Origin of the sequence: Pseudoalteromonas simplex (assembly GCF_015278155.1) — a bacterium.
Taxonomy (GTDB): domain Bacteria; phylum Pseudomonadota; class Gammaproteobacteria; order Enterobacterales; family Alteromonadaceae; genus Pseudoalteromonas; species Pseudoalteromonas simplex.
In genome coordinates, this window is the sequence record NZ_JADILN010000011.1 from 77,300 (window position 1) to 90,075 (window position 12,776).

16 protein-coding genes are annotated in these 12,776 nt (G+C 41.5%); 11 read left to right on the forward strand and 5 right to left on the reverse strand.

The window, feature by feature from the left end; all coding sequences use genetic code 11:
- The first annotated feature begins 42 nt into the window (after positions 1-42).
- On the forward strand, positions 43-957 hold the full coding sequence (locus tag IRQ78_RS17130) for a surface lipoprotein assembly modifier (protein WP_194442758.1): 915 nt from the start codon (positions 43-45) through the stop codon (positions 955-957).
- Here the strand turns inward: IRQ78_RS17130 and IRQ78_RS17135 are convergent.
- On the reverse strand, positions 954-2,240 hold the full coding sequence (locus IRQ78_RS17135; RefSeq protein WP_228482668.1) for a S8 family serine peptidase: 1,287 nt from the start codon (positions 2,238-2,240) through the stop codon (positions 954-956). The two genes, IRQ78_RS17130 and IRQ78_RS17135, sit on opposite strands and share 4 nt — an antisense overlap.
- Positions 2,241-2,410: 170 nt before the next feature.
- Here IRQ78_RS17135 and IRQ78_RS17140 point away from each other — a divergent pair, with 170 nt between their 5' ends.
- The 5 genes from IRQ78_RS17140 to dps all read left to right on the forward strand — a co-directional run bounded on the left by IRQ78_RS17140 (position 2,411) and on the right by dps (position 5,399).
- Positions 2,411-2,902, forward strand: a complete 492-nt coding sequence (locus tag IRQ78_RS17140) for an RNA polymerase sigma factor (RefSeq protein WP_194442760.1) — start codon at positions 2,411-2,413, stop codon at positions 2,900-2,902.
- The gene (locus IRQ78_RS17145; RefSeq protein WP_194442761.1) at positions 2,899-3,591 is read left to right on the forward strand and encodes an anti-sigma factor; all 693 of its coding nucleotides are present in this window, start codon (positions 2,899-2,901) and stop codon (positions 3,589-3,591) included. The genes IRQ78_RS17140 and IRQ78_RS17145 overlap by 4 nt, the downstream gene beginning before the upstream one ends.
- A gap of 11 nt (positions 3,592-3,602) precedes the next feature.
- The gene (locus IRQ78_RS17150) at positions 3,603-4,067 is read left to right on the forward strand and encodes a CC0125/CC1285 family lipoprotein (RefSeq protein ID WP_194442762.1); all 465 of its coding nucleotides are present in this window, start codon (positions 3,603-3,605) and stop codon (positions 4,065-4,067) included.
- Between the two features lie 166 nt (positions 4,068-4,233).
- The gene (locus IRQ78_RS17155; RefSeq protein WP_054551886.1) at positions 4,234-4,653 is read left to right on the forward strand and encodes a CBS domain-containing protein; all 420 of its coding nucleotides are present in this window, start codon (positions 4,234-4,236) and stop codon (positions 4,651-4,653) included.
- Between the two features lie 227 nt (positions 4,654-4,880).
- Positions 4,881-5,399, forward strand: coding sequence for a DNA starvation/stationary phase protection protein Dps (dps, locus tag IRQ78_RS17160; protein WP_054551887.1), 519 nt, complete (start codon positions 4,881-4,883; stop codon positions 5,397-5,399).
- 60 nt (positions 5,400-5,459) lie between these two features.
- On the opposite strand, the gene corA is transcribed toward dps, so the two are convergent.
- The 4 genes from corA to IRQ78_RS17180 form a co-directional block, all read right to left on the reverse strand.
- Positions 5,460-6,416: a magnesium/cobalt transporter CorA gene (gene corA / locus IRQ78_RS17165; protein ID WP_054551888.1), complete on the reverse strand. Its 957-nt coding sequence runs from the start codon at positions 6,414-6,416 to the stop codon at positions 5,460-5,462.
- Between the two features lie 121 nt (positions 6,417-6,537).
- Positions 6,538-7,767, reverse strand: coding sequence for a serine hydrolase domain-containing protein (locus IRQ78_RS17170; RefSeq protein WP_194442763.1), 1,230 nt, complete (start codon positions 7,765-7,767; stop codon positions 6,538-6,540).
- Between the two features lie 28 nt (positions 7,768-7,795).
- The gene (locus tag IRQ78_RS17175; RefSeq protein ID WP_194442764.1) at positions 7,796-8,410 is read right to left on the reverse strand and encodes a hypothetical protein; all 615 of its coding nucleotides are present in this window, start codon (positions 8,408-8,410) and stop codon (positions 7,796-7,798) included.
- Between the two features lie 31 nt (positions 8,411-8,441).
- On the reverse strand, positions 8,442-8,654 hold the full coding sequence (locus IRQ78_RS17180; protein ID WP_054560716.1) for a helix-turn-helix domain-containing protein: 213 nt from the start codon (positions 8,652-8,654) through the stop codon (positions 8,442-8,444).
- Between the two features lie 203 nt (positions 8,655-8,857).
- Here IRQ78_RS17180 and IRQ78_RS17185 point away from each other — a divergent pair, with 203 nt between their 5' ends.
- The 5 genes from IRQ78_RS17185 to azu are packed head-to-tail and all read left to right on the forward strand — an operon-like array spanning position 8,858 to position 12,687.
- On the forward strand, positions 8,858-9,667 hold the full coding sequence (locus IRQ78_RS17185; protein WP_054551890.1) for a heme/hemin ABC transporter substrate-binding protein: 810 nt from the start codon (positions 8,858-8,860) through the stop codon (positions 9,665-9,667).
- Positions 9,664-10,722, forward strand: coding sequence for a FecCD family ABC transporter permease (locus tag IRQ78_RS17190; RefSeq protein ID WP_194442765.1), 1,059 nt, complete (start codon positions 9,664-9,666; stop codon positions 10,720-10,722). Before IRQ78_RS17185 ends, IRQ78_RS17190 begins: the two co-directional genes overlap by 4 nt.
- The gene (locus IRQ78_RS17195; protein WP_194442766.1) at positions 10,715-11,503 is read left to right on the forward strand and encodes a heme ABC transporter ATP-binding protein; all 789 of its coding nucleotides are present in this window, start codon (positions 10,715-10,717) and stop codon (positions 11,501-11,503) included. Before IRQ78_RS17190 ends, IRQ78_RS17195 begins: the two co-directional genes overlap by 8 nt.
- Positions 11,500-12,222: a HugZ family pyridoxamine 5'-phosphate oxidase gene (locus IRQ78_RS17200; protein WP_138599885.1), complete on the forward strand. Its 723-nt coding sequence runs from the start codon at positions 11,500-11,502 to the stop codon at positions 12,220-12,222. Before IRQ78_RS17195 ends, IRQ78_RS17200 begins: the two co-directional genes overlap by 4 nt.
- Before the next feature lie 24 nt (positions 12,223-12,246).
- Positions 12,247-12,687 carry an azurin gene (gene azu / locus IRQ78_RS17205; protein WP_194442767.1) on the forward strand — a complete coding sequence of 147 codons (441 nt, stop codon included), beginning with the start codon at positions 12,247-12,249 and terminating at the stop codon, positions 12,685-12,687.
- Positions 12,688-12,776 lie beyond the last annotated feature (89 nt).

The window sequence follows — 12,776 nt, forward strand, 5'->3', positions numbered from 1 at the left end:
AGCGTGCCGGGTTATCCCCCGGCGCTCCTTTAGGAGATTATTATGCGTACAATTAATAAGCTCATCACCTTAAGTGCGTTAACCACAAGCATTCAAGTATTTGCTTCGGATGCAACTTTTCATGCTGATGCACAAATTGGCTTAACGACTAACTCCGATTTAGCCATTAAAGAGTTAGATGATATTTCTTCACAAAGTGATACGGGTTCAATACTTAAAGCTGGCGTTAGCGCTGAGTTACATGCAACTGACAACCTTAAGTTCACACCAAGTTATCGATACGAGCAAACCAATTATAATCAGCTTGACCAGTACGACTTGGCATTGCATCAATACAGCCTTGATTCTAGCTATAGCCTTTCTGGTACTGATGTAGGTATTCGTTATGACGGCGCTTTAGCAAAAGTAGCAAAAGAAACTTTTTTAACCTTGGATCAAGCAAGTTTGTATGTGGGCCATTACTTTAATCCAACAACCTATCTGCGTACTGCAATTAGGGCATCAGATAAACAATTCGCCACACAGTCAATGCGCGATGCAAAAGGGTTAGGGCTTGATTCAAACCTGTATTACTTTATTAATCAGGGTAAAACGATGCTTCTTTTAGGCGCTAGTTTAGATAGAGAAAGTGCTGATTCAGAGCAATTCAACTTTAAAAGTTGGGGCTTAAATACGGGCATCACTCATCGTTTTAAAGCGTTTGATATAAGCAATAAAGCAGGATTAAGCTGGCGCTATCAAGATAAAAACTACCAAGAAGTTATCAACCAACCACTTACACAAAGCGAGCCATCTCGGGATGAAAGTCGCAGTGTAGTCAGCGCATTTTGGCAGCTTTCTGTTTTTGACTCTTTGCAAATTGTTACTGAAGCAGAGTACGGCGATTATCAATCTAAGCTGGCAGCAAACACCTATACCCAAAGTATTGCTTCGCTGTCATTAAAAGCCAGCTTTTAATCGATTACGCCATGTCCAAACACCGCATCTTTGCCTACTTCACCTAAATCATTCGCTTGTTGCTGTAACGCCTGGTAAATGTTTTTAGGAGAAGCATTTGGCTTTGCCGCTAAGCATGCAGCCGCCGCTGAAATACGCGGCGCGGCAATAGAGGTTCCAGATTCCCGACCAAGATCCCCCCCAGCTTTTAACGTCATGACATTGACGCCTAATGCCGCAAAATCAATATAATCACCTTTATTTGACCAGCGATAAATTCGGTTTTGGCTATCTAGTGCCGTGACAGCAATGACATGTTGGTATGCCGCAGGATAAAGTGGCAGCGCAGCAGGTCCTTCATTGCCTGCAGCCGCCACTAAAGTTACTTGTTTAGCCGCTGTAGCATTGATTGCTGCCGCTAAAATAGCGTTGTCGGGCCCAGTAAAACTCATATTGATAACAGGCACCTCGTTAGCAACCAACCAATCAAGTGCTTCAACTATTGCAGCTAATGTCGCCCCTTGTGATAAATCAGACTGCTGATAAAACACCGCCGCGCTGTATAATGTTGCCTCAGTTAATAACGGCATGAGCTGCCCATACTTACCTACCAAAACGCCAGCAACCGCAGTGCCGTGCAAATCGGGTGAAACTAAGTCATTTGCAAGAAATGACTGCGTTTTTATCTGTGTGTTACTAAATCCCGGATGAGTCGTATCAATCGCACTATCAATCATGCCAATTTTCACAGGCCAGTCACACGTTGCTGTAAGCTTTGATGAAGACGCATCTTGTTGAGAACCATTTTGCGCTTGATAAATATGATTTCTGTCCAATAACGCTGCATCATCGAGTGAAAGTAAACGTTGCAAATGCGCTTTTGAATCGTAATTGGTCGGGACAACAAACCGCACTAATGACAAACCCAATGACGTGTATTGTTTAGTGACGATAATTTGCGCGCCAATTTGCAACAGTTTTTCTTGATGCTGTTCATTCGCCAGCATTATCCATTGCCTTTCAACTGCACGAAAACCATGCTCAACATCGACTTCAACAAATGCAGGAGCCTGTAACTGATTGAGTATCTCTAGCCTTTTGGGTAGCGAGGTCACAATGGCTGTTGCGTCGTCGATTAACTCATGTTTGCGTATGCTTTCTACTTGGCTGGTTATGCGCGGTTCAAGTTGATTAATAACAGGATCTACCTGTTCTATCACACCATTTATTGGCTTGATAATCGCAGCTGATAGCGTACTTGAAGTAAACAGCAAACTACTTAAAATGACTGATTTCAATTTCATGTTACAGTGACTTCTCATTTAGTTAGGTACTACTATAACGTTTCAGTGAAAGAAAAATTGCATTTATTGGGAATAAAACTTTTTCTTGCTCGTTATAGTAGTGTGAGTTGGCTGAATCATTGATGAGTTACTTCATTAATCGGCCCTTACCCTAACCAATAAGGGAAACTATGACAAATACAGTAACCAGTTTATTACCAGCGCTGCGACGTTTTGCATTTTCGCTTACCGGCAATCAAGCAGATGCCGATGATATTGTACAAATGACCATCGAGAAACTTTTACAAAAAGGCATGCCCGATGATATTGAACCACTAAAATGGGCTTTCAAGATCTGTCGCAATGTTTGGATCGACGTATACCGCTCGCAAAAAGTGCGCTTAAAGGCAGTTCAAAATACAGAACTTCAAGAACCCATCTGTGACGATGAACAAGAGAGTTTCGCAACCCAAGAGACTTTGCAGCGGGTAAATAACGCTTTAACAACCTTGCCAGATGAACAACGCGCTATTGTATCCCTCGTGGCAGTGCAAGGTATGGCTTACAAAGATGTTGCGCACACCCTCGAAATACCTGTTGGCACCGTGATGAGTAAATTGTCACGAGCCAGAGCTGCACTTTATCAATTAATTAAGCCTGATTTCACTAAGGAAAACGCATGAAGATTGATGACCAAACACTCAGTGCTTTTTTAGACAATGAATTACCAGCAAACGAAATGGACGCAATACGTAATGCAATTGCTGAAGATGAGCAACTCGCTTTACGCCTAGCTGAACTATCTGAAGTTGACATGCTAGTTAAACAACACGCAGCACAGATTGATGCAATGCCCTTGTCTGATGAACTTGCACAAACAATCGAGCAACATAATAAAGAGAATGTCGTTTCGCTATCCAAATGGCAGCAAATTAAACTAGCTGGTCGCAAACAAATGGCCGTTGCAGCAAGTATTGCGGTGCTTTTTACAGTCGCTATTGCTAGCTTTGTTCAACAACAAGGTTTGGAACAACCCATTGCCAACGCATTAGATCAACAACTGAGTGGCGACAACACACTATTAGATACAAACAGAAGCCTAACTGCACAGCTTAGCTTTGTTAATACTAATGGCGATTTTTGCCGCCAATACACGCTGTATTCTAAAACTACCCAGCAAACACATATTGCTTGTAAACAACAAGGAATTTGGCAGCTTCATGCATCGAGCGAGCAACGCGCAATGTCAAGCCAAAGCTATCGCTTAGCAAGTAAAACACCTGCGCTTGATAGTTACATCGACGAGCACATTCAAGGCCAACCGTTAGATCGTAACGCCGAACAACAAGCACTGACTAGCCATTGGCAATAAGCGAGACAATCATGAAACACGTATTATTAGCTTATATTGCCATTGTATTAATTGGCTGCACCAGCAGCCAACATTCGAATGATAAAAACATTCCTGGCCTAACAACTAAGCAGCTTGCAGATAATCAATATATCCTTCGATACGAGACTCGTCACGGTTCAAAGCGCTCAGCGCTTGAGCAAAGTATGCTGCAAGCCGCCAACATTACGATAGACACCGGTTATGACTGGTTTCTCGTTGCCGAGCAGGCAGTTGATGTTGAACGCACCAAGCCCACTAACAAACCACGTTTTGAGCAAAGAGCCCACTGCGGTTTATTAACCTGCACAAGTCAAACTTCGCCAGCACTGCATGAGTCAACGTTATTAGAGCGCACAATAGCCGTACAATTAACAATCATTTTAGGAAAAGGCATAAAACCAAGTGAAAAAGCGCATGATGCTTATACGCTAATTGAACAAGCTAATAATTCATAAAATTAATATTTAAAGGTAAAAATTATCCTCATTACATCTTTTTACCTACTGCTGAACTGCATAAGTAATTACACCGTTAATCACTAATACTTTGATCTCACTTAAGTGAAATTAACTAGATAAGCGCTAAACTTACCACAACTTGATTAATTGTAAGGATGTAGCCATGACACACCTAGTTAGTGATTTAATGACGCCAGACCCATTTGCTATTAGCGCGCAAAATACCCTGCATGATGCTCATAATCTAATGAAAGAGAAAAATGTTCGTCATATCCCTGTGATCAATGAGCATGGTGGTTTGGTTGGCATGTTAACACAAAAAATCATGATTGCTCAGGTAATGAATATCATGGCTAATTACAGTGCCAGCGCCCTCGAACGCAAGGAAAAGCAAACTAAAGTGGTTGATATTATGGCTACCGATTTTACCAGTATCTCGCCAGAGCAACCGCTACACGAAGTTGCTAAGTTTTTTGTTGAAAACCGTCATGGCTGCATGCCTGTGGTTGATAAAGATAACAACCTAGTGGGCATTCTAACCTCATCTGATTTTGTTCGTTTAGCGGCGGCTTTACTTTCTTAAGTCGTAACTTTGTATCTGCACACTGAATTTTTTACAGAAGGTGTGCAGAGTTTTCATACTTCTTCTTAGCTAGTATCACCCTCCCTCAAGACTTAAATAAAATTAATCTATTAAATTCAGAACCTTATAGTTTAAAAATTATTAGGCACAACGCTTGCTTCTGTGTAATTACACATGCTTTTTAGATTAAAAGCGAAAGGAAATTTACAGATAATCTCGGAGGAGTAATGAGTAATTCATCATCAAAAATCGCAGAATTTACAGCACCGGGTGTTAAAGACCAAGCTGCAGCGGACACGATTGCTATTCTAGACCAACGCATGGTCGCTTTAATCGATTTACACCTCACTTTAAAACACATTCATTGGAATGTTGTTGGTCCTAATTTTATTGGTGTACACGAAATGTTAGACCCACAAGTAAGCGCAGTGCAAGAGATGACTGACACGATTGCAGAGCGTATTGCAACCATGGGCGGCGTACCTGTTGGCACACCTCAATCAATTGTAGAACGCCGTACTTGGCAAGATTATTCAATTGGTAAAGGCTTAGTTACTGACCACCTAACAGCGCTTGATAAAGTGTATAACGGTGTTAATAAAGACCACCGTGCAGCTATCGATAAGCTTGGTGAGCTAGACCCAGTTTCTGAAGATATGATCACCGGCCAACTGGCTGATTTAGAACAATTCCAATGGTTTGTTCGTGCGCATATTGAATCGTCTACCGGCGAATTGAAAGGTTAAACCCCCTAGGTCTATCCGAAGACCCCTTGCCCAGCATTTGCTGGGCTTTTTTATGCTTTGTTACAACCAACCTTTATGTTTAAAGAACAAGTAAGGTGCAAAGCCAGACAGCAACATAATGCCAATTGCAAACGGGTAACCCCATGCCCATTGCAGTTCAGGCATGCTGTTAAAATTCATCCCATAAATACTGGCGACAACGGTTGGAGGTAAAAACACCACTGAGGCGATAGAGAAGGTTTTGATAATTTGGTTTTGTTCGATGTTAATAAAACCCTGAGTCGAGTCCATTAAGAAATTCACCTTATCAAACAAAAATGTACAGTGAGACATAAGGGTATCAATATCGAGTACAATTTCACGTAGTGATTCGCGGTCTTCTGTCGGCGCTCCTAGGTGGCGCAGTAAAAACGAAATATTCCGGCGCGTATCCATCAAACATAAACGCACCTTACCGTTATTATCTTCAAGGCGAGAAATTCGGCTAACGGCTTCTTCTAAGTCAGAGTCATCCTCTTCAAGTACATAGGCACTGAGTTTTTCTAACTGATGATGCATGTCTTCAAGCATATCAGCGTGGTTTTCGACTTTTTGGTCAAATAAAGTCACCAAAAGTTGCTTTGGATTATCACACGCCACTTGCCCTTTCCGAGCACGTAGTCGTAATAGACGAAAATCGGCTAGTTCATCATCGCGGATTGTCAGCAAACAGTTGTCTTGTAACAAACAAGCTACGGTTACCGTGTTAAAGCGCCCTTCGTTTGGTGACATGAAAAGCGCATGCACATGCAAGCCTTCATGGTCGATAAAGCAACGAGAAGAGGCCTCGATTTCTTCAACATCATCAGCGCCGGGTAAGGTGATATTAAGGGTGCTTGCCAGCGCTTGTCGTTCTTCTTCAGTCGGATTTATAGTATCAATCCAATGGGCATTCTTAATAGCGGTTGCAAGAGGCATATCAGCAGCTGGCTCTGTTTCTGTGATCACACCTTGGTCTATAGAAAAAAATCGTAACATGCGCCCTACCCTGAATAATCAATGTATAGCAAATACTATAGCTGTTCACGTTAATGAACAATGACAATGCTACTAATTACCGGGTAAAGCAGAAAAATAATTTAAACCTAACATCAATTGCTTATTTCGCTTTTTTGAAGCGCACCACAAGCATACCTATCAAGATGATGCCAAGGCCTAATAAGCAGGGTACAAAAGCACTTTGCAGGGCAACATCAAACGCTAAAAAGTCGGGGGAACCGGTTTGCCAAAGCGTCCATTCATACCCGAGTTTTGATGCAATATGTTCACCGCCGCTACTAACTACGATGATTGCATCATTGTTATCTGGGTTAATACGAAGCGTGCTATTTATTGCCGGTTCATTTGCGCCGTCATGGCCAAACACAAAATCTCCCGATGCTGTTGGCGCATAAAGCATGGTACCTAGCCCCCAAATTGGTGCGCCTAAGCTAATAGCCAATGGCTCTCGCATGGTACTGATCATTTGCGGGCTTAACTGCCCTGTTTGAGGTGATGTTAATGCTTGCACTAAAGCGATTAAGTCATGGCTACTTGCCAGTAAGCCTGTTGCCGCTGCCGATGCGTATTGAAAATGCCCAGCAGCTTGCCCGCTTTTATCATAAGCAGGTGCGATATTGTCTAACTCAGTGAGTACATCGTAACTGGCATCAGTCATATTAACTGGCTTAAAGACGTTATCAGCCATCCAAGTTGCAAAGCGTTGATTCGTTTTCTCTTCTACCAGCAGCTCCAGCATCAAATAGCCGCCCCCAGAATACTGAAAATCGCCCACAGGCTTGGTGACTTTAATTTCACGCACACCCGTTGATGATATCGGCTTGTTTAGTGACTCAAGCAAGCTTGGTACAGTTTCATTTAGCTCAATATCAGCAAAGCCTAAACCATCACCAAGCCCCGCAGTATGAGATAACAGATGAGCAAGGCTAACAGTTTGATTATCAAACTCTGATTCAGGTAACTGCCAGCCCGTCAGTTGCTCATTAATCGCGCGTTCTAAACGAATTTGTTGTTGCTCAGCCAGAGTAATCACGCCATAGGCGGTAATAAATTTACTCAGTGATGCCACGGGGAACAGAGTATTGGCGGTTATTTCATCTTTGCTTTTTGAGTAATCTTGAAAAACCACTTGGCCATTTTCAATCAAAACATAAGCGATGTTTACGTGTTTGTTAGCAATCAGCACCTGACTATTAGCAATAAACTGCTCAGTGTTGCCAGTTTCGGCAATGGGTTTTAAAAACCAACCACTGACACCACCATATACGCAGGTAGCAGCCCAAACAAATGACAAAAATAGCGTTAACAGAATCGTTTTAAACCAGCTCATACCCTATTCCTTATGTTACAAAGCGTTGTTAAATCACTTCAATTTGCTCAGGTTTTTTGATAAAGAACACCATTAAAATTAATAATGCTGCAGGGAATAAAAACACATTCAAATAAGCAAAAATCACCGTTAGCTGTAAGATGCACATCAGCAACAATAGGATAGAAAACACCGTTAGCAGCGATGACATACCATGGCGTTTTGTCAGTAATAATGCGGCTGTGATCAAACCCACTAACGCATACAAGCCTAAACTCCCAGCCGAGACCACCATGGCAATAATTGAAATACTTTCTACGACATCATTCGATGCTTTATCACCTGCAACAGCAAGATAAACATCACATAACACAGTGGCATGAAAAGCTAATACCAACACCGCCAACACACATAACAAGATGCGTACACCTTCAACATCAAACATATCTTTTAGTGCCTTGCGTAAACTCAGGTAAACGTAAATTTCAAGTGCACCGATGAGCACGAACACAAAGTCTGAAAAACTTAAGCTTTGTAAATCAAGCTTAAGCGCCTCTCCTAAGCCATCAAGTGTTTCGCCAAAAACTGAGATCCAGTACATGGGAAAAATGACAGCAAGTAATCCTGCTGCTATGCCGGGTAGTAAATAGTCACGGTTGAGCATATGCCCTCCAAAATCCTGTTGCGTTGTAAAGTTATTCGCTATCGCGTTCGTACACCAAAATATCGCCGGGTTGGCAATTAAGCTCTTCACAAATAGCTTCAAGGGTACTAAAGCGGATCGCTTTCACTTTTCCGTTTTTTAGCAATGATAAATTGGTCATAGAAATATCAATGCGCTGAGATAGCTCTTTCAGCTGCATTTTGTTCTTTGCCAATTCTATATCTAGGTTGATTCGTATTTTCATAGTCTAAAAAGTACACAGCGGATTTATGATTGTCAAACTTTATTTTACGATTATCATAAAATAAAGAATGAAAAACATAATGGAACATACTATTTAATTTGGTAATATTTTTACCACACCAACAATCAATTGATTGTGATAACTATTTTCATTTGCATTTAATTAATTATAATAGGGCTACTATCATTCAAGTGAGTGCAAATATGAAATACTTAAGCGTCATGTTATTACTGCTTTCAAGCTCAGTCTTCGCTGAGCAACGAATAGTAAGTGCCGGAGGAACATTAACAGAAATTATATTCGCGTTAGGTCAGCAGCAAGAGCTAGTAGGTGTTGATCAATCGAGTATGTATCCAAAAGCGGCCACAGAGTTACCTCAGGTTGGGTATTACCGCGATCTTGCTGCGGAAGGTGTACTTTCTTTACGCCCAACGGCACTTTTTGCACTTGAAGGAACTGGCAGACCTGAAGTATTGAAACAAATCAGTTCGACTGGTGTAACGTTAAAAACCTACCCTAAGCCAGACTCTATCAGTGAGCTAAATAGCTTAATTACTAATTTAGGTAATGAATTAGGTGCGCAAGAGCAAGCACGTGCTTTAAATCAAAAAATCCAAAATAGCTTACCTGAAAAATCTTCGCTTACTGGTAAAAAAGCACTTTTTCTATTATCGGCCAATGATAGAGGCTTAGTTGCTGCCGGTACTGATACCGTGCCGCAAATGTTGTTTGAATATACTGGAATTAAAAACTTAGCGCAGACTCACTCAGGCTTTAAACCATTAAATAGAGAGATCCTTGCCGTAGAGCAACCCGATTTTATTATTGCACCTGCTCATGTCGTTTACTCATTAGGTGGTAAAGATGCATTTTGTAAGCTGCCCGCTTTATCTTTATTAAAAGCAGCACAAAACTGTAAGTTACTGGTTATGGATAGTTTATTATCATTGGGGTTAACACCAAGAATAGCTATTGCCATTGAGCAAGTTAGTGAATATCGCAATAAGCTATGAACGGTTCAATTACTTTACCAATAGAGCTAAGAACAAGGCTTTTTCCTAATAAATGGATAGTCCTTTGCGTTCTGAGTATTGCCGCCTTATCTTTACTAAGTATTGGATTTGGCCCCGCCGGCTGGGACTGGCGTTTAGCTATTGCTTGGCTTGCGCCAGAGCACTTTACACAGTTTGACCCGTTACAAATTAATGTTGTTACGCAAATTCGTTTACCACGTTTTATGTTAGCAGTAATGATTGGTTTAGTGCTGGCTCAAACTGGCACGGCAACTCAAGCCCTGTGCCGTAATCCACTTGCCGACCCATCTATTATTGGTATTAGCTCAGGCGCTGCAGTTATTGCAGTGGCATTTATCGCACTGGGTGCGAAATTTGATTTTCAAGCCGATAAATATTTACCTTATGCCGCATTTTTAGGTGCATTGTCTGTCACGATTTTTGTTTACCTTATCGCTAAACAGGCCGGTCAAGTTAATGTGACGACCTTGATTTTGGTCGGTGTAGCAGTAAACGCTCTTGCCTTTGCATTAATAGGGTTATTAAGTTTTTATGCTGATGACAGTGCGCTGAGGTTAATAAACTATTGGACTATGGGCTCACTTGGCGGTGCTACGTGGGCTAATTTAAATCAAGCATTACCACTGTTACTTATCAGTGCAATTGGCCTGTGGTATTTAAAAGAACCTATGAATTGTTTACTGCTAGGTGAATCACAAGCTCAGTATTTAGGAATAAACACGCAGACCCTTAAATTTCAAATCATTATTTTAGTTGCATTAGGTGTGGGAGCAAGTGTCGCAATGACAGGCTTAATCGGGTTTGTTGGTTTGGTTGTTCCGCATATTGCAAGGCTTATGGTGGGTCCCCATTTACGGGTTATGATGCCTTTGTGTATGTTGCTTGGCATTATCGTTTTATTACTCTCTGATTGGCTCGCACGCACATTAGTCATGCCAGCAGAACTTCCTATTGGGATTATCACCGCCCTACTTGGTGCGCCTTTGTTTATCTACCTTATTTTAAAAAGTAAGCAAGGAGGCGCAATTGCTTAGTTTTAATAACTTAAGTGTTAATTACGGCGAAAAAGCCATCTTGCAAGATTTAACTGGTGAGATTAAAGCAGGTCAATGTGTGGGCTTAATTGGTGAAAATGGAGCTGGAAAATCCACCTTGCTCCACACTCTAGCCGGAAGTCATCCTTATCAAGGTGAAATACTGCTCCACAACCACCCCTTAGCAAAATTTAGCCAAGCTAAACTGGCCCATCAACGTGCCGTTGTTATGCAGTCTCAGCAGCTAGGTTTTGCATTCACAGTGCAAGAGCTTGTCGCAATGGGGCGCTACCCTTACAAAGAAACAACGCAGCACTGTGCTAAAAAAGTAGCTCAATACATTGATTTTATGGAGCTGGGTCACTTGAGAGATCGTCGTGCCACGGCTTTATCGGGCGGCGAGTTACAACGAGTGAATATGGCGCGTTGTTTAGCGCAACTCGATGCATTTAGTGATGATGCTCAGCCGAAGCTCATGTTATTAGATGAGCCAACTTCAGCGCTCGATATGCGCCACCAGCATGCTTTATTGGGTTGTGTTAACAAGTTTGTTGAGCAAGGCAATGCCGCCATTATTGCAATCCACGACTTAAATTTAGCAAGTCTTTATACCAGCGACATTATTATGTTGCATCAAAAACACATTTTGGCGTCTGGCAGAACATCAGATGTCCTCACTGAACATAATTTAAAACACATTTACGCCATGCCTTTGTATGTTAAGTCACATCCACTGCATGACGCCCCAATGATTTATTCTCAACGTCAGGAGTTTTCATGAGAACACAAGCCGTCAACGACGCCAAGCAATTGGTATACAAAAAAAATAGCGGAGTAATGTCTACCCTTTCATATAATTTACGCGGCTATCCATTTGGCTCTGTAACTCCTTACATGTGTGATGAGCAAGGAAAACTGTATTTTTTTATCAGCGATATTGCTCAACACACTAAAAACCTAGTTCACGACAAGCGCATGAGCCTAACAATATTTGATGCAGCGCAAACAGGCGATCAAAACGAACATGGTCGAGTAACCATCGTGGGTGATGGCTCATTAGTTCCAGCAGAACATGCTGAAGTATTACTCAACAAATATATTGCTTTATACCCAGAAGCTGACTCTTATCGTAGCGCTCATGACTTTAACTTATGGCAATTAGACCCTGTTCGCATTCGCTATATAGGCGGCTTTGGCAAGATTTTTTGGATTGAAAAAGATGAATGGCTTACATCAGAAAAAGCATGGGATGACAACCAAGAGCTGCATATGATCAATCATATGAACGAAGACCACAAAGATGCAATGTCCTTAATTCTAAACCATCACTACCACGTTGACGACACAGCACCCGTTATGAATGGTTTGCTACCGCAAGGCTGCTACATCAGAAGCCATAATAAGAACTACTACATCCCTTTTAATGAGGTATGTGATAACCCTCAAGCAGTACGAAAAGCACTTGTTCAACTAACTAAAGATGCACGTGCCACTGTATAAATATGTTCATTTAAGGAGAATACCATGAAGAAAATTTTAGGCTCTATTTTGTTTATTCTTACAGCTTCAGCAAATGCTAATGAATGTGAACTAACAATTGAATCAAACGATATGATGCAGTTTTCAACTAAGTCATTAACAGCCCCAAAAAGCTGTAAAGAAGTGACGGTAACACTAAAACATACTGGCAAATTACCAAAAAATGCCATGGGCCATAACTGGGTGCTTTCTAAACAAGCAGATATTCCAGATATCGCCAGCGATGGCATGGGCGCAGGGCTTGACAAAAATTACCTAAAAGAAGGTGATAGTCGTGTACTTGCTGCAACTAAAATTATAGGGGGTGGCGAACAAACCAGCGTAACCTTCGCAAGCAACCTTTTAAAAGAGGGCGAAAATTATGCATTTTTCTGCTCATACCCTGGTCACTACGCAATTATGCAAGGGACGTTTACCTTAATTTAAACCTTATATTTTCACCAATAGATAGCCAGCTAGTTTGCTGGCTTTCTTGACTTAAGTTAATCCCTATTCACCCCAATAGCAGATTTTAA